The organism is Streptomyces sp. NBC_00503, assembly GCF_036346895.1.
GTDB lineage: Bacteria > Actinomycetota > Actinomycetes > Streptomycetales > Streptomycetaceae > Streptomyces.
The window spans coordinates 3,231,034-3,255,989 of the sequence record NZ_CP107855.1; the positions used below are offsets into that span (position 1 = coordinate 3,231,034).

A 24,956-nucleotide genomic window follows, 5' to 3' on the forward strand; every position below is an offset into this window, starting at 1 on the left:
CCTGCTTCCCGAGTCCCCGAGGCGGCCCGCCGGGCCCGGCCCCCGACCGGCGGACGGAGTCCGACGCAGCGGCCCGAAGCCTGGGAGGCGCGCCAGTGCCGATCAGTGCGAGGGGCGCGCCAAGAGGGGCGTGCGCGGGTCGAAGCCGAAGGGCAGCTCCAGCCGGTGCGCGCGCATCAGCTCCTCGTCGCACAGGAGGTCCTGCGTCCGGCCGTCCGCCACGAGGGTGCCGTCGCTGAGGACCACCGCGCGCGGGCAGAGCTCCAGCGCGTACGGCAGGTCGTGCGTCACCATCAGCACCGTGACGTCGAGGGAGCGCAGGATGTCCGCGAGCTCCCGCCGCGAGGCCGGGTCCAGGTTGGAGGAGGGCTCGTCCAGGACCAGGATCTCGGGCCGCATGGCCAGTACGGTCGCCACCGCGACCCGGCGGCGCTGCCCGAAGGACAGGTGGTGCGGGGGCCGGTCCGCGAAGGCGGTCATGCCGACCAGGTCCAGGGCCTCGCGCACCCGCTCCTGGAGCTCGGCGCCGCGCATCCCGGCGGAGGCCGGGCCGAAGGCCACGTCCTCCCGGACGGTCGGCATGAAGAGCTGGTCGTCGGGGTCCTGGAAGACGATCCCGACCCGGCGGCGGATCTCCGCGAGGTTGCGCTTCTCCACGGGCAGCCCCGCCACGGACACGGTGCCGACGCCGCCGCTCAGGATGCCGTTGAGGTGCAGCACGAGCGTGGTCTTGCCGGCGCCGTTGGGTCCGAGCAGCGCCACCCGCTCGCCCTGTCCGACGGTCAGGTCGACCCCGAAGAGGGCCTGGTGGCCGTCGGGGTAGGCGTAGGCCAGGCCGGCCACTTCGAGCGAGGGTGCGGGGGCGGAGGGTGCGTTCACAGGGTCCATCCCATCAGGCAGACGGCGAGCGCCGTCACGGGGAGCGCGGCCGCGTACGCCCACTGGGTGCGGGTGGCGGCCACTTCGTCGATCACGGGCATGGACCCGGCGTAGCCGCGGCTGACCATCGCGAGGTAGACCCGCTCGCCGCGCTCGTAGGAGCGGATGAACAGGGCTCCGGCCGTCTTGGCCAGGACCCCCCAGTGCCGGATCCCGCTCGCCTCGAAGCCGCGGGAGCGCCGGGCGATGGACATCCGGCGCAGCTCGTCGGTGATCACGTCGCCGTACCGGATCATGAAGGAGGCGATCTGGACGAGGAGCGGCGGCAGCTTGAGCCGTTGCAGGCCCAGCAGCAGGGCCCGCAGTTCGGTGGTGGAGGCCAGGAGCACGGACGCGGCCACGCCGAGGGTGCCCTTGGCCAGGACGTTCCAGGCGCCCCAGAGGCCGGAGACGCTGAGCGACATGCCGAGGAACTCAACCCGCTCGCCCTGCGCCACGAAGGGCATCAGGACGGCGAAGGCGACGAAGGGCACCTCGATCAGGAGCCGGCGCAGCAGGAAGGCGGCCGGGATCCGGGCGACGGCCGCCACCGCCGCGATGAGGACGGCGTACAGCCCGAAGGCCCACACCGCCTCGCGCGGGGTGGAGACGACGACGACCACGAAGGCGAAGGTCGCGGCCAGCTTGCAGTGCGGCGGCAGGTCGTGGACCGGCGAGTGCCCGTGCCGGTAGAGCCGGTGGGCGTGGCCCGCGCCCACGTCAGGCGACCGGTGCGGTCGTGGCGGCGGCCGTCAGGTCGGCGCTGCGGCGGCGCCGCACGGTCCAGAAGATCCCGGTGCCGACGAGGACGGTCGCGCCGACGCCGATGATCCCGGCGAGGCCGCCGGAGAGGCGGGCGTCGGAGACGTCCTTGACGCTGTAGTCGGCGAGCGGGGAGTCGGCGGAGGCGTGTTCGGTGACGTTCTGGTCGATGCCCTTGTCGGCGGCGACCTTCTCCAGTCCGTCGGGGCTGGAGGAGGCGTAGAAGGAGACGAAGCCGGCCAGGACGAGGGCGGTGACCAGGCCGGTGATCCACACGGGCTTCGTGGAGCGGGCGGCGAGGCCTGCCGGGGCGGCCGGCGCGGCGGCGACCGGGGCGTCGACCAGTTCGCCGCCGATGCGCAGCTTCAGCGGGGCGGACAGCCCGCGGGCGCCGTGGACCAGGTCGGGGCGTACGGCGATCACGGCGCCGACGGTGGCTGCGGTGATGACGGCCTCGCCGATGCCGATGAGGACGTGGACGCCGACCATGGCGCCGAAGACCTTGTCCGTGGACACGTCGGCGGTGCCGCCGAGGGCGTAGAAGAGGGTGAACATGACGGCGGCGCCGGGGACGGAGAGCAGGGCTCCGGCGAAGGCGGCGACGGTGACCGAGCGGCGGGTGTCGGGCAGCAGTTTCAGGAGCCCGCGGAAGACGGCGTAGGCGACGACCACGGTCACGACGCCCATGTTCGTGATGTTGACGCCGAGGGCGGTCAGGCCGCCGTCGGCGAAGAGGACGCCCTGCATGAGGAGGACCACGGACACGCACAGCACGCCGGTGCAGGGGCCGACGAGTATCGCGGCGAGCGCGCCTCCCAGGAGGTGGCCGCTGGTGCCGCCGGCGACGGGGAAGTTCAGCATCTGGACGGCGAAGATGAAGGCGGCGACGAGGCCGGCGAGCGGGGCGGTGCGGTCGTCGAGTTCGCGGCGGGCGCCGCGGAGGCTGACCGCCACGGCTCCGGCGGCGACGACACCTGCGGCCACGGAGACGGGGGCATCGATGAAGCCGTCGGGCACATGCATGGTTTTGCTCCGCTTCCTGCGGTCCGGCGGTCCCTGAAGCGATCTTGAACCGGGAAAATCTTTAACCGTTCAAGAATAGTGCCCAATTGCGAACCGTTGGCAACAGCGGCCGTGCCACAAATAGGTTCGTGCGGATTCGTCGGAATGTGCAAGGCTGGGGGGAAATACGGACGCATATGTTCCGATTCGAGGAGTCTTGTCGATGTCAGCGACCGCCGAGAATCCGCCCGCGACCACGCCCTACGTGGAGGAGCGGGTGCGGGCCCGCGTGATCACCGACGACCCGCTCTACCGGGCCATCCCGGTCGCGCTGCGCTTCGTCCCCGCCGAACCCCTGGCCGTGCGGATCGTCTTCCCCGCCGATCTCTCCCCCGAGGGCACCGACAACGAGTGGGTCTTCCCCCGCGCCCTCCTGGAGGCCGGTCTGCAGGCCCCGACCGGGACCGGCGACGTACGCGTCTGGCCCTGCGGGCGGGTCCAGGCCGTGGTCGAGTTCCACTCCCCCGAGGGCGTCGCGGTGGTCCAGTTCGACATCGCCGCGCTGCGCCGCTTCCTGCGCCGTACGAACGCACCCGCGCCCGCGGCCGCATCCGCCGCCACGGCCTCGGCCACCCGTTAGGCCCAACCCGCCCGAACGGGACCGGCCCCGCACCTCTCGGGTGCGGGGCCGGCCTCGTGTGCCTGGTGCGCCGGGCAGTGCCCGGCGCCCGACGGGTCAGACCTTGACCAGCTCGCGGTCCTTGTCCGAGCCGTCGGAGCCGTCGGAGGACTCGCCGAGGTGCTTGCGCAGGCTCTCGCCCTCCACGTCCACGTTCGGCAGGATCCGGTCGAGCCACTTCGGCAGCCACCAGGCCTTGTGGCCGAGCAGCGCCAGGACGGCCGGGACGATGGTCATCCGGACGACGAACGCGTCGAAGAAGACGGCGACGGCCAGACCGAAGCCGATCATCTTGATCATCTGCTCGCTGGCTCCGATGAAGCCCGAGAACACCGCGATCATGATGACGGCCGCGGCCACGACCACCCGGGCGCTGTACTGGAACCCGGTCACGACGGCCTGGCCCGGCCGCTCGCCGTGGACGTACGCCTCGCGCATGCGGGTGACCAGGAAGACCTCGTAGTCCATGGCCAGACCGAAGACGACGCCCACCATGAAGATCGGCATCATCGACATGATCGGACCGGTCTGCTCCACCCCGAAGAGCGAGCCGAGCCAGCCCCACTGGAAGACCGCGACGACGGCGCCGAGGGCGGCGACCACCGAGAGCAGGAAGCCGAGGGCCGCCTTGAGCGGAACCAGGATCGAGCGGAAGACGAGCATCAGGAGCAGGAAGGCGAGGCCGACGACGAGTGCCAGGTAGGGCACCAGCGCGTCGTTCATCTTCTGCGAGAAGTCGATGTTCATCGCGGTCGCACCGGTGACGAGGACGTCGTCACCGCTGCCCGCACGGATCTCGTGGACCAGGTTCTCGGTCTCCACGGAGGACGGGCGGTCCTTCGGGATGACCGTGATGATGGCGGCGTCCCCGGCCTTGTTGAGCTGCGGCGGGGTCACCGCGACCACGCCGTCCAGGCCCTTGACCCGGTCGACCGTCTTGTCGGCGAGCGCCTTGTCCCCGTCCACGACCACCATCAGCGGGCCGTTGAAACCGGGGCCGAAGCCCTCGGAGAGCAGGTCGTACGCCTGGCGCTGCGAGGTGGACACCGGCTGCGAGCCGTCGTCCGGCAGGCCCATCTCCAGCTTGCTCGCCGGGATCGCGATGACGCCGAGGCCGATCACACCCGCGAGCAGCACCATGACGGGGCGGCGCAGGATGAAGCGGGCCCAGCGGGTGCCGCCGTTGGGCTTGGGCTCGACGCCCTGGGCGGGAGCCGGCTTGCCCTTGCCGAACAGCTTGCTCTTCGTGCCGGCGGGCAGGACCTTCTTGCCCGCGAAACCGAGGAGGGCCGGGACCAGCGTCAGGGCGACGAGGACGGCGATGACCACGGTGCCGGCGGCGGCGAAGCCCATCTTGGTCAGCATCGGGATGTTGACGACGGCCAGGCCCACGAGGGCGATGACCACGGTCAGACCGGCGAAGACGACGGCGGAGCCGGCGGTTCCGGCGGCGCGGCCTGCGGCCTCCTCGCGCTCGCGGCCCTCGGCGAGCTCCGCGCGGTAGCGGGAGACGATGAAGAGCGCGTAGTCGATGCCGACCGCGAGGCCGATCATCATCGCGAGGGTGGAGGTGGTGGAGCCGAGGTCCAGCACGTTGGCGAGCGCGGTGACGGAGGAGACGCCGATGCCCACGCCGATCAGCGCGGTCAGCAGCGGCAGTCCGGCCGCGATCAGCGAGCCGAAGGTGATGACCAGGACGATCGCGGCGATGACGACGCCGATGATCTCGCCGGAGCCCGTCTTCGGGGCCGCCATCAGGGCGTCTCCGCCGATCTGGACGTTCAGCCCGGCGGCCTTGGCCTGCGTACCGGCGCCCGTCAGGGCCTCTCGGGTCGGGTCGGTCAGCTCCATACCGCTGACCTTGTACTTGACGCTGATGTAGGCGGTGGAGCCGTCCTGGCTCACGGCCTTCGCCTCGTACGGGTCGGCGACCGAGGAGACCTGGTCCTTGCCGGCGCCGTCCTTCAGGCTGGTGACGATCTTCTCGACCTGGGCCTTGGAGGCCGGGGAGTCGACCTTCTCGCCCGCCGGGGCCTTGATGACGATGCGGGCGGTGGCGCCGTCGGCGGCCATCCCCGGGAAGCGCTGGTCCAGCAGGTCGAAGGCCTTCTGGGCCTCCGTGCCGGGTATCGAGAACGAGCCTGAGGTGGGTGCGGAAGCCGTAGCCGCGCCGAAGCCGGCGGCGAACAGCAGCGCCACCCAGACGAGTGCGACGAATCGGCGGCGCCGGAAGGCACCCCTGCCGAGTCGGTAGAGGAAGGTGGCCACGTCGGTGGTTCTCCCGTTCGGGTCGTGGGATGGATCAGGGCATGGAATGCCGTTCCGACGACGAGAGCGGCGTGTCAGAGGCAGCAGGAATCGAGCGCGGGGACAGCTCGGCCGGACGGTGTGGGGACCGGACGGTGTGGGACCGGACGGTGTGGGACCGGACGGTGTGGGATCAGACGCCGAGGGCGGGGAAGACCACGGCGTCGATGAAGTCACCGAGGAAACGCCGGTCGACGGACCGGTCCTCGATGAGCGGGAGCGCGATGAACGCCCCGATGAGCATGTGCGGGACGAAGGCCAGGGCCGGACAGCCCGCGGCGATCTCGCCCCGGTCCACCGCCCTCTGGAGCATCGCCTGCAGACCCGTGATCTCCGGGTCGACCAGCAGTTCCCGCAGCGCCTTGTGGAGCTCCGGGCTCTCGTGGACCGCATGGGTCAGACCCCGCATCAGCGCGGTGTCCTTCGCCATCTGGGCGTCGTCGGAGTTCTCGACCATGACGGCGAAGTCCCCGCGGATGCTGCCCGTGTCGATCTCCCGGAGGGAGACCGGCTGGGTGCAGCGCAGGGCCTTGGCGACCAGTTCGGGCTTGCTCCCCCACTGGCGGTAGAGGGTGGCCTTGCTGGACTTCGTACGGGCGGCGACCGCGTCCATGGTCAGCGCCTCGTAGCCGACCTCGCGCAGGAGGTCGAGGACCGCCCCGTGGAGTTCGGCTTCCCGCTCGGGGGTGATCCGGCTGCGGCGCGACATGACCTCTTCGACCATCTCGGCGTCTCCTCCCGACCTTGCCCATCCGAACGAAACCGTTTCGTACTCGTAGGACGATACTCCCCGGATCCAGCGAAACGAAACCGTTCCGTTTCGTTTCGGCAGTGGTGTCGGTCACTCCGGAGGGGCGTCGCGACACGCGCATGGATCACCTGTACGAGTTGCCAGCCCCCCTCCCCGCGGAAAGCATTGGGGGGTGAGTCACGACGCGGCGTACCTCCGGTTCCCCCACCTCCACGACGACCTGCTCTGCTTCGCCACCGAGGACGACCTCTGGGTGGCCCCCCTGGTGCCACCCGGAGAACCCGCGGGCCGGGCCTGGCGGATCACCGTCGACCGGACCCGGGTGGGCCACCCCCGGTTCTCCCCCGACGGCAAGCACATCGCCTTCACCACCTGGCGCAGCCTGGACCCCGAGATCCACCTCGCCCCCGTCGAGGGCGGACCGGCCCGCCGGCTCAGCTACTGGGGCTCCACCGACACCCGGGTCTGCGGCTGGACCCCGCCCGACAAGGACGGCCGCAGCGACATCCTGGCCGTCTCCTCCCACGCCCAGCCCTTCTCCTACTACTCCTGGGCCTACAGCCTGCCCACCGACGGCAGCCCCGGCGGCCGGCTCCCGTGGGGGCCCGTCTCCGACATCGCGGTCCATGACGAGCCGGGCGACGGGGAGGGCCCCGGCGAGCGGCGCACCCTGCTGCTGACCGGCAAGCCCCCGCACGAACCGGCCGCCTGGAAGCGCTACCGCGGCGGCGCCACCGGACGGCTGTGGCTGCACGGCGAGCGGCTGCTGGAGGGCATCGAGGGGCACCTGGACGCCCCGATGTTCGTGGCCGGCCGGATCGCCTTCCTCTCCGACCACGAGGGCATCGGCAACCTCTACTCCTGCCTGCCCGACGGCACCGACCTGCGCCGGCACACCGACCACGAGCAGTTCTACGCCCGGCACGCCTCCAGCGACGGCTCCCGGGTCGTCTACCAGTGCGCCGGCGACCTGTGGATCGTCGAATCCCTGGCCCCGGACGCCGCCCCGCGCAAGCTGGAGGTCCGCCTCGGCGGCCCCCGCGCGGGCCGGCGCACCTACCAGGTCCCGGCCGCCAGCCACGTCGACTCGCTCTCCGTGGACGCCACCGGGCGGGCCAGCGCCGTCGTCGTGCGCGGCAGCCTGTACTGGCTCACGCACCGCGACGGGCCCGCCCGCACCATCGCCGACACCCCGGGCGTACGGGTCCGGCTGCCCGAGATGCTGGGCAGCGGCGGGCAGGTGGCGTACGTGACGGACGCCGAGGGCGAGGACGCCATCGAGATCGCCTACCTGCCCCGGGCCTCCGGGGACCGGGAGCCGCGCCGGCTGGCCTCGGGCGAGCTGGGCCGCGTACTGGAGCTGCTGTCCGATCCGGACGGGGAGCGGCTCGCCATCGCCTCCAACGACGGGAGGCTGCTGCTCATCGACGCCACCGAGGAGTCCAACGGGGAGGCCAGCGAGCTGATCCGGTCGGACAACGGGCCCGTCACCGACCTCGCCTTCTCCCCCGACGGCTGCTGGCTGACCTGGTCGCACCCGGGCGTCGGGCGCTCGCTGCGCCAGATCAAGATGGCCCGGATCACGGGACCGGGCGCGCGCACGATCGTGGACGTGACCAACGGCCGCTTCGACGACGAGAACCCGGTCTTCACCAGCGACGGCCGCTACCTCGCCTTCCTGTCCTGGCGCGGTTTCGACCCGGTCTACGACGTGCACACCGGCGACCTGTCCTTCCCGCTGGGCTGCCGCCCGTACCTGGTGCCGCTCTCCTCGGCGACCCCCTCGCCCTTCGCGTTCACCCCCGACGGCCGCCCGGCGGCGGGCGGACTCGACCCGGCCGAGGGCGATTCCGGCGACGGCACGGTCACCGTGGAGGTGGAGGGGCTGGAGAGCCGGGTGACTCCGTTCCCGGTGACGGCGTCCAAGTACTCGGCCCTGTACCCGGTGAGCGGCGGCGGGCTGGTGTGGCTGCGCTGGCCGATCTCCGGCGCGCTCGGCGAGACCTTCGCCAACCCGGCCGACACCAGCGGCAAGCCCACGCTGGAGCACTTCGACCTCACGAAGGCCCGTAAGACGGAACTGGCCTCCGGGCTGGACTGGTTCGCGGTCAGCGGGGACGGCACCCGGCTCGTCGTCAACGACGACGGGGACCTGCGGGCGGTCCCGGCCACCGAATCCGGCGACAACGACTCCACCGTCTACCTGGACCTGCGGCGCATCCTGCACGAGGTGGATCCGGCGGCCGAATGGCGCCAGGCCTTCGAGGAGGCCGGGCGGCTCATCCGCGCGTACTTCTGGGAGCCGCAGATGTGCGGGATCGACTGGGACGGGGTGCTGCGCCAGTACCGCTCCCTCGTCGAACGGGTCGCCTCCCCGGACGAGTTCGCCGACCTGATGCGCGAGGTCCTCGGCGAGCTCGGCACCTCGCACGCCTACGTCTCCCCCGCGCGCCGCAACGAAGGGCCGCCGCACTACCAGCGGGCCATCGGCCTGCTCGGCGTCAACCTCGTCCCCCGCGACGGGACCTGGGTCGTCGCCCGGATCCTGCCCGGCGAGTCCTCCGACTCCAAGGCCCGCTCCCCGCTCGCGGGCACCGGCATCCGGGAGGGCGCCGTCCTCACCCACGTCGACGGCCGGCCCGTGGACCCGGTGGCCGGCCCGTACCCGCTGCTGTCGGCGGCGGGCGGCACCACCGTGGAGCTCACCTTCGAGCCCGCCGAGGGGCAGGGCCGCTCGCGCCGGGTCGCGATCGTGCCGCTGATCGACGAGCGGCCGCTGCGCTACCAGGACTGGGTGGCCAAACGCCGCGCGGTCGTCCGCAAGGTCAGCGAGGGCAAGTGCGGCTACCTGCACATCCCCGACATGGGCGGCTCGGGCTGGGCGCAGTTCAACCGCGACCTGCGGGCCGAGATGTCCAAGCCCGCCCTGATCGTGGACGTACGGGGCAACGCGGGCGGGCACATCAGCGAGCTGGTGGTGGAGAAGCTGACCCGCTCGATCCTCGGCTGGGACCTGACCCGCAACGCGCAGCCCGTCTCCTACGCCTCCAACGCGCCCCGGGGCCCGATCGTGGCGCTGGCCGACGAGGCGACCTCCTCCGACGGGGACATGATCACCGCGGCCTTCAAGCTGCTGGGGCTCGGCCCGGTCGTCGGCCAGCGCACCTGGGGCGGGGTGGTCGGCATGACCGGCCGGCACACCCTCGGCGACGGCACGGTGATCACGGTGCCGATGAACGCGGCATGGTTCCCCGAGTACGGCTGGTCGGTGGAGAACCAGGGCGTGGAACCGGACCTGCCGATCCTGCGCACCCCGCTCGACTGGGCGGAGGGGCGGCACGCGCAGCTGGACGACGCCGTGCACCTGGCGCTGGAGCTGCTGGAACAGGACCCGGCGGCGGTACCGCCCGGCTACACGGACGTACCGGACCGGCGGCGGCCGAAGCTGCCGCCGCGCGGGTGATCCCGTAGGGCATGCGGAAGGGGCGCGACCCGGGAACGGCGGGTCGCGCCCCTCTGTGCGCTTACCTGCTGCGCGCTAAGCGCTTACTTGTCGAAGTTCTCGTCGAACGTGTCGCGGGCCTTGTCCTTGGCCTGGTCGGCAGCCTGCGAAGCGCGCTCGGACGCCTCGTCCTGGTGGCCGGCCGCCGCGGCCTTCGCCTTCTCCGCGAGCTGGTTCGCCTTGTCCTGGAACTGATCCTTGATGCCCATGCTTCTTCACTCCTGGAGGGGTGTTCGGGGATGGGGCCTCGACCAGGCTTTCATAAGTGGACATTCCTCGCATTGTGATCAGCGGCCGCCGGTGCGCTCCTGCTCGTCCGCCGCCCCGCCGGCCCCGACAAGTCCCTTGGAAACACTGGCCAGTCGGGGTTCGAACCGCTTCATCTCGCGCTGTCCGACTGTCGAGATGATCCCCGGCAGGTAGCCGCGGATCCCCTGCATGCCGCGGAGCCACCACTGCGCGTACACGTGCGCGGAGCGCCGCTCGATGCCCGCCACGATGCGGTCGACGGCAGGCCCCAGCGGGTAGGTCTGGTTCGAGGGCCAGGGCAGCCGCTGGCGCAGCTCGCGCATGACCTCGTCCCGGTCGGCTCCGCGCACCATGTCGGTGTCGGTCCATGACAGGTAGCCGACGCCGACCTTGACGCCCTTGTAGCCGACCTCGGCGCGCAGGCAGTGGGCGAAGGCCTCGACGCCCGACTTGGAGGCGCAGTACGCGGTCATCATGGGCGCCGGGGTGATCGCGGCGAGCGAGGCGATCTGCAGGAAGTAGCCGCGGCTCTCCATCAGCACGGGCAGGAAGGCGCGGGCGGTGACGGCGCCGCCGATGAGGTTGACCTCGATGACCCGGCGCCAGGCGTCCGGGTCGGAGTCGACGAACGGACCGCCGGAGGCCACGCCCGCGTTGGCGACGACGATGTCCACCTTGCCGAAGCGCTGCTTGACCTCCTGCGCGACCCGGGCCATGGCCTCGTGGTCGGTGACGTCGGCACACCAGTGGTCGCTCTCGGTGTGCAGCCGCTCGGAGACCTCCTTGAGGGCCTCCGGCTCCAGGCCGACGAGGGCCACCTTCGCACCGCGCGCCGACAGCTTGCGGGCCAGCAGCTCGCCGACTCCGCGCGCCGCGCCGGTGACGACGGCGACCTGGCCTTCCAGACTCCTGCGAGCACTCACGGCGTCTTCTCCTTCTGCGGGGTGGGCAGGTACAGGGCGGCCAGCTCGCGCACGGCCTCGGTGACGGCTTCCGGCGCCTCGATCGGGGTCATGTGCCCCATCCCGGTCAGCTCGGTCAGCCCCACGCAGTTCGGCAGCGCGGCCGCCAGCCCCCGGGCGTGCACGATCGGCGTCAGCCGGTCGCTCTTGCCGCCGATGACGGCGGTGGGCACGGTCAGCGCGGCCAGGTTCACGTCGAGGTCCAGCCCGGCCAGCACCTCGGACCAGGCGTGGCGCACCTTCGTCGGGCAGGCGTGCACGATGCGGGCGCAGGCCTCGACCCTCTCGGGCGCCGAGCCGGGCCCCATGGTGGCGTACTTCAGCACCTTCCTGGCCACCGGGGTCACGGGCCCGAGCGGCGCCCGGGATCCGAGGACCGCCCCGGTGATACGGGTCCTCGCGCGGCCGGGCCCGAGCGGCAGGACCAGCGCCTCCTCGACGAGGCGGCCGCTGCCGGTGCTGCACAGCAGCGCGGCCGCGGCGTGCTCGGCGAACTCCGGCCGGCCGGCGGCCGCCATGACGGTCATCCCGCCCATGGAGTGGCCCGCGACGACGGCCTTCTCGCCGGGGGCGAGGGTGGCCCCCAGGACGGCGACCAGGTCGTCGGCGAGGGCGGCGGTGCTGTACCGCGAGGCGGCGGGGCTGCGCCCGTGGCCGCGCTGGTCGTAGGCGATGACCCGGTGGCCGGCCGCCAGGGCCCGTATCTGCGCGGCCCAGAAGGCGGTGGAACAGGTCCAGCCGTGCGCGAGCACGACGGCCGGGGCCCCGTCCTCCCCGTGCACCTCCACGTGCAGGCGCGATCCGTCGGCGGAGGTGGCGACCAGCTCGCGCCGGGCGACGGGCGGGGCGTAGGGCCCGGCGGTGACGTACCCCGGGCGGCTCACGCGGCACCGTCCTCGGCGGCGGGCTTCGCCGATCCGGCCACCGGGACCGGCGCGCGGCCCCGTACGACCTCGTACTCCGCCAGGTCCACGCCCTGCGTCTCCCGCCGGAACTCCCCCGTGGTCCCCGGCCACACGGTGGTGTTGCGCCCCTGCGCGTCCAGGTACCAGCTGGTGCAGCCGCCGGTGTTCCACACCGTCCGCTCCATCCGCACCTGCACCTGCCGGTTCCACGCGTTGACGGCGGACGGCCGGGCGGCGAGCGCGACCCGCCCTCCCAGCACGTTCAGCTGCCGCAGGTAGTCCGCCATGTAGTTCAGCTGCGACTCGATCATCAGGATCATCGAGCTGTTCCCGAGCCCGGTGTTCGGGCCGATGATCGTCATCCAGTTGGGGAAGCCCGCCGCGGTGGCCCCGCGCAGCGACTGCATGCCGTCCTTCCACGCCTCCGCGAGGGTCTTCCCCTCCGCGCCGACCACCCGGTCGGCGATCGGCATGTCGGTGACGTGGAAGCCGGTGCCGAAGACGATCGCGTCGACCTCGGTCTCGGTCCCGTCGGCGGCGACCAGCACGGAACCCCGGATCTCCTTCAGCCCGGAGGCGATGAGGTCCACGTTGGGCCGGGCGAGCGCCGGGTAGTACTCGCTGGAGAGCAGGATCCGCTTGCAGCCGATCCGGTACGAGGGCGTCAGCTTGGCCCGCAGCTCCGGGTCCTTGATGGAGCGCCCCATGTTGGCCTTGGCCAGGGACTCGATCAGCCCGAGCTGGTTCGGACGCTTGGTGAAGGCGCTGACCTGGAGCTCGCGGATCCCCCACAGCAGTCCGCGGCGCGCCGCCCGGGTGAAGGGCAGCTGGCGGTGGAGCCAGCGCTCGACGGAGCTGATGGCCCGGTCGGTGCGGGGCATCACCCATGGCGGGGTGCGCTGGAAGAGGGTGAGCCGCTCCACGTCGGGGGCGATGGCGGGGACGATCTGGATGGCGGAGGCGCCCGTACCGATCATGGCGACGCGCTTGCCGCGCAGGTCGTAGTCGTGGTCCCAGCGGGCGGAGTGGAAGACCTTGCCGGGGAAGCCGGCGAGCCCGGGGATCTCCGGCATCTTCGGGTCGGACAGCGGCCCGGTGGCGGAGACGACCACATCGGCAGTGAACTCCCCGCCCGAGGTCTCGATGTCCCAGCGCATCTCGTCCGCGTCCCAGCGCATCATCCGGACTTCGTGGTTCAGGCGGATGTGGCGGCGCAGTCCGAAGGTGTCGGCGACGTGCTCCAGGTACTCGCGGATGGCGGGCTGCCCGGAGAAGGTCCGCGGCCAGTCGGGGTTGGGCGCGAAGGAGAAGGAGTAGAGGTGGGAGGGCACGTCGCAGGCGCACCCGGGGTAGCTGTTGTCGCGCCAGGTGCCGCCGACCGAGTCGGCGCGCTCCAGCACGACGAAGTCGGTGATCCCCTCCCGCCGAAGCCGTACCGCGGCGCCCAGCCCGCCGAACCCGGAGCCGATCACCGCCACTCGTACGTGCTCGCGCCCGTCCATGCCACCGCCCATGCCCGCCGCCTTCGGATACCAATGCTGCCAGCAATCACTGGCACAATCGGGAGAGTAGAGCAGCCCCGTACTCATGGGTAGGGGTCGCGCCAGGAAAGTTACTGCGAGTACGCCCTAGGCTGCGCAGGTGCCGGACAATGCGACGCAGAACGAAGCGCAAACCACGGAAGCAAGGAACACAGTGCGCGAATACCGCACGGAGGAGCTGGCCGAGGCCGCCGGCATCCCTGTACGCACCCTGCGCTTCTACCGGGAGCGCAAGCTCCTGCCGCCGCCCCGCCGCGAGGGCCGCATCGCCTGGTACGACGACCACCACCTGGCCCGGTTGCGCACCATCGCCGCCCTGCTGGAACGCGGCCACACCCTCGGCGGCATAGCCGAGCTGACCGTCGCCTTCGAGAACGGCCGCGACGTCGGCCAGCTCGGGGAGCTGCTCGGCATCGGCTGGTCGGAGGAGACCCCGGTCCGGCTCTCGCCCGAGACCCTCGCCGACTACTTCGAGGGCGAGGTCACCCCGGAGAACCTGGCGGCCGCGCTCGACCTCGGCTACCTGGCCGCCGACGGCGAGGAGATCGTCCACGTCAGCCGCCGGCTGCTGGACGTCTCCTCGGCACTGGTCCGCGAGGGCGTACCGCTGGCGGCCGTCCTGGAGACGGGCCGCCGGGTGCGCGAGCACGCGGACGCAATGGCGGCCCTGTTCACCGAGCTCATCTCCACGCACATCTCCGAGGAGGCGGTCGCGCGGCTGCGCCCCCTGGCGAAGAGCGTGGTCGAGGCCGAGCTCACGATGGCGATGGACCGCCTGCGCCCGCCGTCACCGGCGCGCGCCCAGGCTCCCGGCCCGGCTTCCGGCCCGGCTTCCGGCCCGGCTCAGGAACCGAGTTCGTAGGCCACGGTCACGGGCGCGTGGTCGGACCAGCGCTCGGGGTGCGTCTCGGCCCGCTCCACGAAGGCCTTCACGGCCTTGGCCGCCAGCCCCGGCGTCGCCACGTGGAGGTCGATCCGCCAGCCGGCGTCGTTGTCGAAGGCCCGCCCGCGGTAGGACCACCAGGAGTACGGCCCCTCGGTGTCGGGGTGCAGGCCGCGCACGACGTCCACGTACCCCGCCGAGTCGTACACCTCGCCGAGCCACTCGCGCTCCTCGGGCAGGAAGCCGGCGTTCTTCCGGTTGGTCTTCCAGTTCTTCAGGTCGGCTTCCTGGTGGCAGATGTTCCAGTCGCCGCAGACGACGACCTCCCGGCCGTCCGCGGCGGCCCGCACCTTGAGCTCCCGCAGGTAGGCGAGGAATTCGCCCATGAACCGGTACTTCTCGTCCTGCTTCTCGGTCCCGGCCTCCCCGGACGGCAGGTAGAGGCTGGCCACGGTCACACCGGGCAGGTCGATCTCCAGGTACCGCCCGCTCGTGTCGAACTCCTCGCTCCCGAATCCGACCTGCACCCGCTCGGGCTCCCGGCGCGTGTACAGCGCGACCCCGGCCCGGCCCTTGGCGGCGGCCGGGGCGAACACGGTGTGCCACCCCTCGGGCGCCCGCACCTCCTCGGGAATCTGCCCTTCCTCGGCCCGCACTTCCTGCAGGCACACGACGTCGGCGTCGGACCCGGCGAGCCACGGGGAGAACCCCTTCTTGGCGGCGGCGCGGATTCCGTTCACATTCACAGAGGTCACGATGAGCATCCCTGCACCATAGCGGGAGCGTTCCGTACGATGTTCGAATGTCTCAGGGGATCCAGCTCCGCGCCGTGTCGTACGACCACCCGGACGCGGTCAAGCTCAACGACCAAGTGCAGGTCGAATACCAGGCGCGCTACGACGGCGAGGGCGATGTCACATTCCTCGACCCGGCGATGTTCACTCCACCGAGGGGTCTCTACCTCCTCGCCTACGACGCCCACGGCGCGCCCGTGGCCAGCGGCGGCTGGCGCGGCCAGGACGCGAACGACGAGGGCTACGCGGACGGCGACGCCGAACTCAAGCGCATGTACGTGGTCCCCGAGGCCCGCGGCCTCGGCCTGGCCCGCCGCATCCTCGCCGAGCTCGAAGCGGACGCCCGCGCGGCCGGCCGGATCCGGATGGCCCTGGAAACGGGCGACCAGCAGCCGGAGGCCATCGCCCTCTACCTCTCCTCGGGTTACTCCCTGTCGGAGAAGTTCGGCCACTACCGCTTCTACGAATCCAGCCGCTGCATGACCAAGCCCCTGCTCCCGGCCTGACCCGCTTCCGGACGGCGCTGACGCGCCGTCCGGAACATCGCCCGACCCCTGAAACGACGAAGATCCCGCCCGATCTTTCGATCGGACGGGATCTCGTCACCGTTCTCGGGAGCAACCCGTGAACTGTCGTTTGTGGACCTGTGGGGATTTGAACCCCAGACCCCCTCGATGCGAACGAGGTGCGCTACCAGACTGCGCCACAGGCCCTTGCGACGTGTGAAACATTAGCATCCCCTCGCGGGTGCTCCAAAACCGGTTTCGGGGAGCGTCCGCGCAGGTCATCGATCATTCGTTCGCGGCGCGCGGGCGCTCGTCGCCCTCGTACTGGTCGAACAGCGGCGTGCGCGCCGCGTCGCGGGTGCGCGGGCGGGACTGCTGGGGGGCCGCGGGCTGGGCGCGCAGGCGGGGTTCCGTCGGCTCGGCCGTGCTGGAGCGGGTCGCGCTCCAGGGGTCCGGGGTCGCGGGACCGCCGGTGGCGCGGGGGGCGACCGGGGCCGTCACGTACGTCGGCAGCGGGACCGGTACGGGCTCCCAGCTGTCACCGCGGGCCGGGCCGCGCTCGCGTTCGCGCTGCTGGTCCACCCATTCGGCGTGGTCCGTCTGCTCGACCAGGGCGCGCCGGCCGGCCTCCTGCGGGGAGACGGGTGGCGCGGGGTCCGGGTCGGAGCCCGCCGCGGCTTCGGGCTCCCGACGGCGGGGCCGGTTCTCGCGGAGCCGGCGGGCGGCCGCTTCGGCGCGACGCCGGTCCATGGTGAACTCGTAGCGCCGTCGCTCCTGGACGCGCAGGTGCACGATGTACGTGCTCAGCAGCAGGGCGGGGACGGCGGGGGCCCACAGGTACTGGAGTCCGCCGACGGCGGCGACGACCGCGCCGAGGGTGAAGATCAGGAAGAGGAGCGCCGTGGTGCGCCGGCGGCGGGCCAGGACGACGAGCCGCTGCTCGCGGCGGGCCCGCTCCGCACGGTCGGCCCGCTCGGAGGCGGCCGATCTCGGTTCGGCACGGGTCGGCGGGGGCACGACAACAGCCCGGACGTCGTCGACGTCCACGGAATTCACCGTTTCCGTCGCTGCATCCGGGTCCGCGGGGGGCTGGGGTCCCGCCTCCTCGTCACCGCGCTCACGTAGTCCCTTGGCGTAACGGCGCTCCATTCCAGCCCGGCCGGAAAGCAGCCGGATGGCGGTGGAGAAGCGTTCCGTCGGACGGGCTTCGTTCAGCTCGTCCTGCCTCCGGAGCCACATGGGCACCAAGTAGGCGGCCCAGGCCCCGACAATGACTGCGTAGATGAGGCCGCTGCTGCTCACACCCCACACCGTAGAGGGGTACGGCCGGGGGAATCCGCCAATTGGGACGGCGTGTCGCACGATCTCGCTGATATCACGGACTTTTTTTGTGATTCTTCGGATCAGGTTATGGGCGAATCGGTCGCCGCTCGAAGAATTCGAACAAATATCGGATTCCCATTAAGCGTGCGGATGCCGTTCCCGGTGCCAGCGGTGCAGCAGCCCCTCCCGCACCTCCTCCACCGTCAGCGCGTACACGAGGTGGTCCCGCCACGCGCCGTCGATGTGCAGATAGCGCGGCCGCAGCCCTTCCTCACGGAACCCGAGCTTCTCCACCACCCGTCGGCTCGGACCGTTCTCCGGCCGGATGCAGACCTCGATCCGGTGCAGCCCGACCTTCGCGAAACAGTGGTCCACCGCGAGCGCGACCGCCGTGGGCATCACCCCGCGGCCCGCCACCTCGCGGTCCACCCAGTAGCCCACGTGGCCCGCGCACATCGAGCCCCAGGTGATCCCGGCGACCGTCAGCTGGCCCACCAGGCGCCCCTGGTACTCGATGACGAAGGGCAGCATCCGCCCCGCGTTCGCCTCCGCCCGCAGATGGCGGACCATCTGGCGGTACGTCGGCCGCTGGATCACCGGCCCCCAGGGCGCGGGCGGCGGAATGGTGGCCTCCCACGGGCGCAGCCAGTCGCGGTTGCGCCGGTTGACCTCGCGCCAGGCGGCCTGGTCCCGCAGCTTTATCGGCCGGAGCGTGACATCGCCGTCCGCCAGCACCACCGGCCAGGAGGGGCCGTTCAGTTCGTGCTCCCCGAGGGTCTTCCGGGAGGCGACTGGTGGTCGCCGCCCCGGATCTGGTCGACGGCGTGGAGCAGCACCCGCGAGAGCACCGCGATCCCGTCGCGGACCCCGCCGGTGGAACCCGGCAGGTTCACGATCAGGGTGCGGCCCGCCACGCCCGCCAGGCCCCGCGACAGCGCCGCGGTCGGCACCTTCGCCAGCGACTCGGCGCGAACGGCCTGCGGGATGCCCGGGATCTCGTAGTCCAGCACCCGGGCGGTGACCTCCGGGGTCCGGTCGGTCGGCGAGATGCCGGTTCCGCCGGTGGTGAGGATGACGTCGTACCCGGCGGCCACGCCCTCGCGCAGGGCCGCCTCGACGGGATCCCCGTCGGGGACCACGCGCGGGCCGTCCACGGCGAAGCCGAGCGAGCGCAGCCCCTCGGCGAGCACCGGGCCGCCCCGGTCCTCGTACACGCCCGCGGACGCCCGGTTCGAGGCGGTGACCACCAGCGCGCGCAGCCCGGACTCCGCGACAGGAGTCACCGGGGCCGCTACGGCCTCCGACGCGGGCCCGTGGCTGTGGCTGTGGACCTCGCCGCCGCGCGGGGGGTTCACGAGCGCGCCCAGTCGCCGGACTTGCCGCCCGTCTTCTCTTCGACCCGCACGTCCGTGATGACGGCGCCCTTGTCGACGGCCTTGACCATGTCGATGACGGTGAGCCCGGCGACGGCGACCGCGGTCAGCGCCTCCATCTCGACGCCCGTCCGGTCCGCCGTCTTGACGGTCGCGAGGATCTCGACGGCGTCGTCGGCGACCGTCAGGTCCACCTTCACGCCGGAGACCGCCAGCGGGTGGCACAGCGGGATCAGGTCGGGGGTCCTCTTCGCACCCATGATCCCGGCGATCCGCGCGGTGGCGAGGGCGTCGCCCTTGGGAACGCCCTCACCGCGCAGCAGCTCGATCACCCGCGGGGAGACGAGCACGCGTCCGCTGGCCCGTGCCGTCCGCGTCGTGACGGCCTTCTCCGAGACGTCCACCATCCGGGCCGCACCGGCCTCGTCGATGTGCGTCAGCTTGGTGCCACCGGCGCCGCCGGCGCCGCTCTGCTCAAGGGGTCCGGGGGTTTCCCCCCGGGAGATCGCTGCCATAAGTGCGTGCCGCTCCCGTCCGGGCCCCACAAGGGCCTGTGTGGTGCAACACGCTACCCGCATCCGCCGGACCTCAGCCGAGCAGGACCACTTCGAGCTCGGCTCCGGGCTCCACCGAGGTGACGTCCTCCGGTACGACCATCAGGGAGTCGGCGTGTGCCAGCGCGGCGATCAGGTGCGAGCCCGATCCGCCGACCGGGCTGACCGTGCCCCTCGCCGCGTCGTACTTGCCGCGCAGGAACTGCCTGCGGCCGGCCGGGGAGCCGATCGCCTTGTCGGCCTCCAGGACCGCGCGCACGCTGGGCCGGCTGACCTCGGAGGCGGGCAGGCCCATCAGGGCGCGGATCGCGGGGCGCACGAACAGCTCGAAGGAGACGTACGAGGACACCGGGTTGCCGGGCAGGGCCAGCAGAGGGGTGTGGTCGGGGCCGATGGTGCCGAAGCCCTGGGGCTTGCCGGGCTGCATGGCGAGCTTGCGGAAGTCGATTCCGGCGCCGTCCACGCCCTCTTCGCCGGTGGAGACGGCCGTGAGGGCCTCCTTGACCACGTCGTACGCGCCGACGCTGACCCCGCCCGTGGTGACCAGGAGGTCGGCCCGGATGAGCTGGTCCTCGATCGTGGAGCGCAGGGTCTCGGCGTCGTCGGCGACGGCGCCGACGCGGTAGGCGATGGCACCGGCGTCCCGCGCGGCGGCGGCCAGCGCGAAGCTGTTGGAGTCGTAGATCGTGCCGGCCGTCAGCGCCTCGCCGGGCTGGACCAGTTCGCTGCCGGTGGACAGCACGACGACGCGCGGGCGCGGCCGCACCCGTACGGTGCCGCGCCCGATGGCCGCCAGCAGGGCGATCTGCGGCGGGCCGAGCACGGTGCCCGCGGCGAGCGCGAGGTCCCCGGCCTGGACGTCGCTTCCGCGTGAGCGGACGTGCGCCCGCGCCTCGGCGGCGCGGTGGACCCGTACCTCGCCGGCGGCGAGTTCGGGCGACTCGCTGGCCGGGGTCATCCCCGAGGCCGCGCCCCCGCCCGTACCGCCGTCGGTCCACTCGACCGGTACGACGGCTTCGGCGCCGGGCGGCAGCGGGGCGCCGGTCATGATGCGGGCGGCCTGGCCGGGGCCGACGGTCGGCAGGTCTCCGCTGCCGGCCGCGACGTCCCCGATGACCGTCAGCACCGCGGGGAACTCCTCGCTCGCGCCCTGGACGTCGGCGGTCCGGACGGCATAGCCGTCCATCGAGCTGTTGTCGAAGGGCGGAAGGGCGACGGGCACGGTGACGTCCTCGACCAGGACACAGCCCTGGGCGTCCAGCAGCTGGAGCTCGATGGGCTCCAGGGGCCGGACGGTGGCGAGGACGTCCGCGAGGTGCTCGTCCACCGACCACAAACGCTGGTGGCCAGTGTCCTGCGGTGCGTCGGGCTTGCTCAAGGTGCTACATCTCCTCCGTGACGTAACGGTGAAGCCAGGTGCGGAACTCCGGGCCCAGGTCCTCGCGCTCGCAGGCGAGTCGGACGATGGCCCGCAGGTAGTCCCCGCGGTCCCCGGTGTCGTAGCGGCGGCCCCGGAAGACCACGCCGTGCACCGGGCCGCCGAGGGTCTCGTCGGCGGCCAGCTTCTGCAGGGCGTCGGTCAGCTGGATCTCACCGCCGCGGCCCGGCTCGGTCTCCCGCAGTATGCCGAAGATCGCCGGATTGAGGACGTAGCGTCCGATCACGGCGAAGTTGCTGGGCGCGTCCACCGCGTCCGGCTTCTCGACGAGACCCGTGACGCGGACCACCCCGTCCTCGTCGGTGGGCTCGACGGCGGCGCAGCCGTAGAGGTGCACCTGGGACGGCTCGACCTCCATCAGCGCGACGACGGTGCCGCCGGTGCGCTGCTGGATCTCCACCATCTGACGCAGCAGCGGGTCGCGCGGGTCGATGAGGTCGTCGCCGAGGAGGACGGCGAAGGGCTCGGTGCCGACGTGCGGCTCGGCGCACAGCACGGCGTGGCCGAGACCGCGCGGGTCGCCCTGGCGGACGTAGTGCATGGTGGCCAGGTCGCTGGACTCCTGGACCTTCTTCAGCCGGTCGTCGTCGCCCTTGGCGATGAGCGCGGACTCCAGCTCGTAGTTGCGGTCGAAGTGGTCTTCCAGAGCACGCTTGTTACGCCCTGTGATCATGAGTACGTCGTCCAGGCCGGCCGATACGGCTTCCTCGACCACGTACTGGATCGCCGGCTTGTCCACCACCGGAAGCATTTCCTTCGGCGTCGCCTTGGTCGCGGGGAGGAAGCGAGTGCCGAGTCCCGCGGCCGGGATGACGGCCTTCTTGATCACGGGGTGCAACTGAGTCATGGTCGAACGATAGTCGTTGAGGGGTTGCGGCAGATGAGATTCAGGTGAACATGATCAGGTATGTACCAAGAGGAAGAGATACGAGCCAGCCGTGGTAGAGAACCAGCCTCCCCCGCCCCCGCCCGCACCGTCGGCCGCCAAATCGGCCCTGCGCCGGGAACTCCTCGCCGCCCGCCGCGCCTTGTCCCCCGACCTCCTGCGTACGTCGGCACGCGCGCTCTCCCGCTCCGCCCGTGAACTGCCCGAACTGGCCGACGCGCACACGGTGGCCGCGTACGTCTCCATCGGGAGCGAACCCGGCACCCGCGAACTGATCGACGCGCTCAGGGCGGCCGGGAAGCGGGTGCTGCTGCCCGTCCTGCTGCCCGGCAACGACCTCGACTGGGCCCTGTACGAGGGCCCCGGGAGCCTGGCCGAGGCCGCGCACGCGGGGAAGATGACGCTCCTCGAACCCGCCGGTCCGCGCCTCGGCCCGGACGCGGTGACCGGCGCCGACGCCGTGCTGCTGCCCGGACTGGCCGTGGACCGGCGCGGGATGCGGCTCGGGCGGGGCGGAGGCTCGTACGACCGGGTGCTGGAGCGGCTGGAGCGCGCCGGGGCGCATCCCGCACTGGTGGTGCTCCTCTACGACAACGAGGTGGTCGCGCGGGTCCCGGAGGAACCGCACGACCACCCCGTCCGGGCGGTGGCCACCCCGTCGGGGGTGGTCCGCTTCTGAGCTACGGCGCCGCTACGGCGTCAGCTGCAGCGTCTCGACCGTGGCCTTGTCCACGGCCTCCTTGCCGAAGGGCCACTCCAGCAGTTCGCCCTTGGCCCACATGGTCGTCTGGTCCGTGTAGTGGGAGTGGTAGGCGTGCCCCGAGGCGCCCGTCAGGTTGATCCAGCGGGACTTGTCGAGGTCGTTGAGGTTCACGACCATCCGCATCGAGGGCACCCAGGTGACCCCGTACCCGCTGGAGGCGTTCCAGCCGGTCGCGTTGACGGTGGCCTCGCCGCCGCCCAGGTTCCACGGACCCCGGTTGAGGAGCCACTGCATGTAGCCGGGGCCCTCGGAGCCGATCGTCTGGTTCTTCAGCATCAGCTGGTGCAGGCGGCCCCAGCTCCAGGTGGACTGGTCCTTGCCGAGCTTGGCGGTCAGCTCCCAGCGGGCGTCCTTCATGGCCCGCGCGAAGAGCTGGTCGCGGGTGGCGGTGGCCGGCACGTTGCGGCCGACGGCGGGCGCCTGCCACCACTTGGAGTTCTCGTCCTTGACCAGTCGGCGGACCACCTCGAACCAGCGGTCGCCGCCGTCGGGCTGCGCCGAGTCGGAGCCGCGCGTACCGCACTCGCGGACCATCTTGGCGAGGTCGTCGGCCGGTCCGGTCGTCTGCTCGGGGACGTTCATGCAGCTGCCCTCGACGCGCAGTTCCTTGGGCATCTTGTCGCCGAAGGCCAGCTTGAGGATGTTGCGCCAGACCGCGTTGAAGTAGGCGGCGGCCGCCGAGTCGGGCTCCTGGGTGTAGTTCCAGCCCTCCAGGAGCTTCTGCGCGGAACGGACGTCCGGGTCCGAGACGTTGATCTTGGCCAGCATCGGGGTCAGCAGCGCGGCGATCTCGCTGCTGTTGTCCATCTGCATGGTGCGCATGTCGTCGGTGGAGATCTTGCCGCTGTCCTTGATCTTCGCCTCGATGAGGTCGTTGATCCGCTGGCTGCGGGCGCCGTAGCCCCAGTCGGTGGTCAGCAGGTTCGGGTACTTGCCCGCGCCGGTGCCGGGCTCGGCTACGGCCTGGTTCGCGGTCACGATGAATCCGCGGGACGGGTTGGAGGCGTACGGCATCTCGTCCTGCGGGATGAAGTCCTTCCAGCCGTACTTCGAGTCCCAGCCGGGCGCCGGCATGCGGCCGTCGCCCGCACCGCGGACCGGGATGCGGCCGGGAGCCTGGTAGCCGATGTTGCCGGTGGCGCCCTTGTTGTCGGCGTAGATCAGGTTCTGGGACGGGACCTCGAAGTCGCGGGCCGCGGCGCGGAAGCCCGCGAAGTCCTTGGCCCGGTCGAGCTTGAAGACCGCGTCCATCGACTTGCCGGGGTCCAGCGCGGTCCAGCGCAGGGCCACCCCGTAGCCGTTGCCGCGGTCCGGTGCGGAGCTGGCGACGGGGGCGCGGGAGCCGACCGAGGCGATCTCGCTGCTGCGGTCGGAGATCAGCGGGCCGTTGTTGGTGCTGCGGACCGTGATCTTCTTCTCGCCGCCACCGGCGATCTTGATCACTTCTTCGCGGGTGGTGAAGGGCAGCACCTTGTTGTCGTAGACGTAGCCCTCGGGCCTGACCTGCTCCAGGTAGAGGTCGGTGACGTCGGCGCCCAGGTTCGTCATGCCCCAGGCGATGTCGGCGTTGTGGCCGATGACCACGCCGGGCATGCCCGAGAAGGTGTAGCCGGCCACGTCGTACTGGCAGCCGGCCGAGACCGTGCGGCAGTGCAGGCCCATCTGGTACCAGACCGAGGGGAGCTGCGGCGAGAGGTGCGGGTCGTTCGCGAGCAGCGGCTTGCCGGTGGTCGTGTACTTGCCCGAGACGACCCAGGAGTTCGATCCGATGCCGCTGCCGGCCGGGCCGAGGATCGCGGGGATCTGGTCGAGGGTGTCGGCCAGTGCGCTCAGGTGGGTGCGCAGCCCCACGGTCGCGCCCTGGGCGGTGGCGTTGCCGGTCAGGCCGGTCGGCTCGGCGGTGGCGTCCGTACCCGTCCGGGCGGAGGCCTGGGAGCCGACGGTGCTGCCCTGTCCGCCGGAGCCCGAGGACCCCGTGGAGGAGCCGGAGCCGCCGGAACCCGTCGCGGGTGCGTACTTCCCGCCCGCGACGGAGCCGCCCTCGACGATCGGCCGGTTCCGGTCGAAGGGGTACGGCGGGTAGAGGTCGTCGATCTGCGTCGGCGAGAGCTTGCCCGTCATCAGCGCGCGGTCGATCTCGTCCTGCATGTTGCCGCGCAGGTCCCAGGCCATCGCCTTGAGCCAGGCCACGGAGTCGACCGGGGTCCACTGCTCGGGCCGGTAGTCGTCGCTGAGCTTGAGCGCGGCGTGCTCGACGGAGAGGTCCTTGCCGGACTTGCCCTTGAGGTACGCGTTGACCCCGTCGGCGTAGGCCTGGAGGTTCTTCTTCGTGTCGGGCGCGAGCTTGGTGTCGTACTCCTGCTGCGCGATCTGGCGCCAGCCGAGCGTGCGCAGGAAGGCGTCGGTCTCGACCTGGCCGGCGCCGAACATCTCGGAGAGGCGCCCGGAGGTCATGTGGCGGCGTACGTCCATCTCCCAGAACCGGTCCTGCGCGTGCACGAAGCCCTGCGCGCGGAAGAGGTCCTCGTCGGAGTCGGCGTAGAGCTGCGGGATTCCGTGGGCGTCGCGCTTGACGTCCACGGTCCCGGCCATGCCGGGGACCTTGAGGGAGCCGGTGGTCTGTGGGAACGAGCCCCGGACGCTGTCCAGGGTCCAGTAGCCCCCGTAGCCGAAGCCCGCGAGGAGCCCCAGGACCAGGACGAGCACGATCAGACGGGCGCGTCGTCCCTTCTTCTTGACGGAAGGGGCGGTTTCGTTGGCGGGCATCGCTGTCCTTCGAGGGGCAGGGTGGTCCTGGGAGTGCTGGGAGCAACCATAGGCGCAGGACCGGGTGCGTTGATCCGCCAGGGGTCAAGGTC

22 protein-coding genes and 1 tRNA gene are annotated in these 24,956 nt (G+C 71.8%); 5 read left to right on the forward strand and 18 right to left on the reverse strand.

The features are described 5' to 3' along the window. Positions 1 to 102: 102 nt before the first annotated feature. Genes OG490_RS14950 through OG490_RS14960 form a run of 3 tightly spaced genes read right to left on the reverse strand, consistent with a single transcriptional unit; the run spans position 103 to position 2,703 of the window. Positions 103 to 888, reverse strand: coding sequence for an energy-coupling factor ABC transporter ATP-binding protein (locus OG490_RS14950; RefSeq protein WP_330296775.1), 786 nt, complete (start codon positions 886 to 888; stop codon positions 103 to 105). Beyond that, positions 876 to 1,637, reverse strand: a complete 762-nt coding sequence (gene cbiQ / locus OG490_RS14955; RefSeq protein ID WP_330296776.1) for a cobalt ECF transporter T component CbiQ — start codon at positions 1,635 to 1,637, stop codon at positions 876 to 878. Before cbiQ ends, OG490_RS14950 begins: the two co-directional genes overlap by 13 nt. Before the next feature lies 1 nt (position 1,638). Continuing rightward, entirely contained in the window at positions 1,639 to 2,703 is a 1,065-nt protein-coding gene (locus OG490_RS14960; protein ID WP_330296777.1) for an energy-coupling factor ABC transporter permease, read from the reverse strand. Positions 2,704 to 2,905: 202 nt separating this feature from the next. Between OG490_RS14960 and OG490_RS14965 the strand changes: the two genes are divergently transcribed. Then, a complete protein-coding gene (locus tag OG490_RS14965; protein WP_330296778.1) occupies positions 2,906 to 3,322 on the forward strand; it encodes an SsgA family sporulation/cell division regulator in 417 nt (138 codons plus the stop codon). A gap of 96 nt (positions 3,323 to 3,418) precedes the next feature. On the opposite strand, the gene OG490_RS14970 is transcribed toward OG490_RS14965, so the two are convergent. Both OG490_RS14970 and OG490_RS14975 read right to left on the reverse strand, forming a co-directional pair. Further along, positions 3,419 to 5,629, reverse strand: a complete 2,211-nt coding sequence (locus tag OG490_RS14970) for an MMPL family transporter (RefSeq protein WP_330296779.1) — start codon at positions 5,627 to 5,629, stop codon at positions 3,419 to 3,421. 172 nt (positions 5,630 to 5,801) lie between these two features. After that, positions 5,802 to 6,392, reverse strand: coding sequence for a TetR/AcrR family transcriptional regulator (locus OG490_RS14975; RefSeq protein ID WP_330296780.1), 591 nt, complete (start codon positions 6,390 to 6,392; stop codon positions 5,802 to 5,804). A 199-nt stretch (positions 6,393 to 6,591) separates the two neighbouring features. On the opposite strand from OG490_RS14975, the gene OG490_RS14980 reads away from it, so the two are divergent. Beyond that, the gene (locus OG490_RS14980; protein WP_330296781.1) at positions 6,592 to 9,882 is read left to right on the forward strand and encodes a S41 family peptidase; all 3,291 of its coding nucleotides are present in this window, start codon (positions 6,592 to 6,594) and stop codon (positions 9,880 to 9,882) included. Positions 9,883 to 9,965: 83 nt separating this feature from the next. Here the strand turns inward: OG490_RS14980 and OG490_RS14985 are convergent, their stop codons facing one another. The 4 genes from OG490_RS14985 to OG490_RS15000 form a co-directional block, all read right to left on the reverse strand. Further along, complete coding sequence (locus OG490_RS14985; protein WP_330296782.1) at positions 9,966 to 10,130, reverse strand: hypothetical protein; 165 nt, start codon at positions 10,128 to 10,130, stop codon at positions 9,966 to 9,968. 78 nt (positions 10,131 to 10,208) lie between these two features. After that, positions 10,209 to 11,093 carry an SDR family oxidoreductase gene (locus tag OG490_RS14990; protein ID WP_330296783.1) on the reverse strand — a complete coding sequence of 295 codons (885 nt, stop codon included), beginning with the start codon at positions 11,091 to 11,093 and terminating at the stop codon, positions 10,209 to 10,211. Further along, positions 11,090 to 12,016 carry an alpha/beta fold hydrolase gene (locus OG490_RS14995; RefSeq protein WP_330296784.1) on the reverse strand — a complete coding sequence of 309 codons (927 nt, stop codon included), beginning with the start codon at positions 12,014 to 12,016 and terminating at the stop codon, positions 11,090 to 11,092. Before OG490_RS14995 ends, OG490_RS14990 begins: the two co-directional genes overlap by 4 nt. Further along, complete coding sequence (locus OG490_RS15000) at positions 12,013 to 13,539, reverse strand: flavin-containing monooxygenase (RefSeq protein WP_330300936.1); 1,527 nt, start codon at positions 13,537 to 13,539, stop codon at positions 12,013 to 12,015. Before OG490_RS15000 ends, OG490_RS14995 begins: the two co-directional genes overlap by 4 nt. Before the next feature lie 193 nt (positions 13,540 to 13,732). Between OG490_RS15000 and OG490_RS15005 the strand changes: the two genes are divergently transcribed. Further along, complete coding sequence (locus tag OG490_RS15005; RefSeq protein ID WP_330296785.1) at positions 13,733 to 14,440, forward strand: MerR family transcriptional regulator; 708 nt, start codon at positions 13,733 to 13,735, stop codon at positions 14,438 to 14,440. On the opposite strand, the gene OG490_RS15010 is transcribed toward OG490_RS15005, so the two are convergent. Further along, positions 14,422 to 15,225, reverse strand: coding sequence for an exodeoxyribonuclease III (locus OG490_RS15010; protein WP_330296786.1), 804 nt, complete (start codon positions 15,223 to 15,225; stop codon positions 14,422 to 14,424). The two genes, OG490_RS15005 and OG490_RS15010, sit on opposite strands and share 19 nt — an antisense overlap. A 38-nt stretch (positions 15,226 to 15,263) precedes the next feature. Between OG490_RS15010 and OG490_RS15015 the strand changes: the two genes are divergently transcribed. Then, positions 15,264 to 15,761 (forward strand): GNAT family N-acetyltransferase, encoded by a 498-nt coding sequence (locus tag OG490_RS15015; RefSeq protein WP_330296787.1) that lies wholly within the window; start codon positions 15,264 to 15,266, stop codon positions 15,759 to 15,761. A gap of 133 nt (positions 15,762 to 15,894) precedes the next feature. Here the strand turns inward: OG490_RS15015 and OG490_RS15020 are convergent. The 7 genes from OG490_RS15020 to galU all read right to left on the reverse strand — a co-directional run bounded on the left by OG490_RS15020 (position 15,895) and on the right by galU (position 21,296). Further along, positions 15,895 to 15,968: transfer RNA gene (locus OG490_RS15020), tRNA-Ala, on the reverse strand. Positions 15,969 to 16,046: 78 nt separating this feature from the next. After that, entirely contained in the window at positions 16,047 to 17,063 is a 1,017-nt protein-coding gene (sepX, locus tag OG490_RS15025; RefSeq protein WP_330296788.1) for a divisome protein SepX/GlpR, read from the reverse strand. A gap of 159 nt (positions 17,064 to 17,222) precedes the next feature. Further along, a complete protein-coding gene (locus OG490_RS15030) occupies positions 17,223 to 17,822 on the reverse strand; it encodes a GNAT family N-acetyltransferase (protein ID WP_330296789.1) in 600 nt (199 codons plus the stop codon). Positions 17,823 to 17,839: 17 nt separating this feature from the next. After that, complete coding sequence (locus OG490_RS15035; RefSeq protein WP_443065818.1) at positions 17,840 to 18,439, reverse strand: MogA/MoaB family molybdenum cofactor biosynthesis protein; 600 nt, start codon at positions 18,437 to 18,439, stop codon at positions 17,840 to 17,842. Continuing rightward, positions 18,436 to 18,972, reverse strand: a complete 537-nt coding sequence (moaC, locus tag OG490_RS15040; RefSeq protein ID WP_330296790.1) for a cyclic pyranopterin monophosphate synthase MoaC — start codon at positions 18,970 to 18,972, stop codon at positions 18,436 to 18,438. Before moaC ends, OG490_RS15035 begins: the two co-directional genes overlap by 4 nt. A gap of 73 nt (positions 18,973 to 19,045) precedes the next feature. After that, on the reverse strand, positions 19,046 to 20,389 hold the full coding sequence (glp, locus tag OG490_RS15045) for a molybdotransferase-like divisome protein Glp (RefSeq protein WP_330296791.1): 1,344 nt from the start codon (positions 20,387 to 20,389) through the stop codon (positions 19,046 to 19,048). A gap of 4 nt (positions 20,390 to 20,393) precedes the next feature. After that, positions 20,394 to 21,296 carry a UTP--glucose-1-phosphate uridylyltransferase GalU gene (galU, locus tag OG490_RS15050; RefSeq protein WP_330296792.1) on the reverse strand — a complete coding sequence of 301 codons (903 nt, stop codon included), beginning with the start codon at positions 21,294 to 21,296 and terminating at the stop codon, positions 20,394 to 20,396. 91 nt (positions 21,297 to 21,387) lie between these two features. Here galU and OG490_RS15055 point away from each other — a divergent pair, with 91 nt between their 5' ends. After that, positions 21,388 to 22,014, forward strand: coding sequence for a 5-formyltetrahydrofolate cyclo-ligase (locus OG490_RS15055; RefSeq protein WP_330296793.1), 627 nt, complete (start codon positions 21,388 to 21,390; stop codon positions 22,012 to 22,014). Between the two features lie 12 nt (positions 22,015 to 22,026). On the opposite strand, the gene OG490_RS15060 is transcribed toward OG490_RS15055, so the two are convergent. Then, complete coding sequence (locus OG490_RS15060) at positions 22,027 to 24,864, reverse strand: penicillin acylase family protein (RefSeq protein WP_330296794.1); 2,838 nt, start codon at positions 24,862 to 24,864, stop codon at positions 22,027 to 22,029. Positions 24,865 to 24,956: the final 92 nt, after the last annotated feature.

What these genes read in the sequence shown, in the direction of transcription:
- galU (WP_330296792.1), bottom strand. Translation starts at nt 21,296, where the DNA reads ATGACTCAGTTGCACCCCGTGATCAAGAAGGCCGTCATCCCGGCCGCG.
- OG490_RS14965 (WP_330296778.1), top strand. Translation starts at nt 2,906, where the DNA reads ATGTCAGCGACCGCCGAGAATCCGCCCGCGACCACGCCCTACGTGGAG.
- OG490_RS15010 (WP_330296786.1), bottom strand. Translation starts at nt 15,225, where the DNA reads ATGCTCATCGTGACCTCTGTGAATGTGAACGGAATCCGCGCCGCCGCC.
- OG490_RS15000 (WP_330300936.1), bottom strand. Translation starts at nt 13,539, where the DNA reads ATGGACGGGCGCGAGCACGTACGAGTGGCGGTGATCGGCTCCGGGTTC.
- OG490_RS14950 (WP_330296775.1), bottom strand. Translation starts at nt 888, where the DNA reads ATGGACCCTGTGAACGCACCCTCCGCCCCCGCACCCTCGCTCGAAGTG.
- OG490_RS14960 (WP_330296777.1), bottom strand. Translation starts at nt 2,703, where the DNA reads ATGCATGTGCCCGACGGCTTCATCGATGCCCCCGTCTCCGTGGCCGCA.
- OG490_RS14975 (WP_330296780.1), bottom strand. Translation starts at nt 6,392, where the DNA reads ATGGTCGAAGAGGTCATGTCGCGCCGCAGCCGGATCACCCCCGAGCGG.
- OG490_RS14985 (WP_330296782.1), bottom strand. Translation starts at nt 10,130, where the DNA reads ATGGGCATCAAGGATCAGTTCCAGGACAAGGCGAACCAGCTCGCGGAG.
- OG490_RS15015 (WP_330296787.1), top strand. Translation starts at nt 15,264, where the DNA reads ATGTCTCAGGGGATCCAGCTCCGCGCCGTGTCGTACGACCACCCGGAC.
- OG490_RS15060 (WP_330296794.1), bottom strand. Translation starts at nt 24,864, where the DNA reads ATGCCCGCCAACGAAACCGCCCCTTCCGTCAAGAAGAAGGGACGACGC.
- moaC (WP_330296790.1), bottom strand. Translation starts at nt 18,972, where the DNA reads ATGGCAGCGATCTCCCGGGGGGAAACCCCCGGACCCCTTGAGCAGAGC.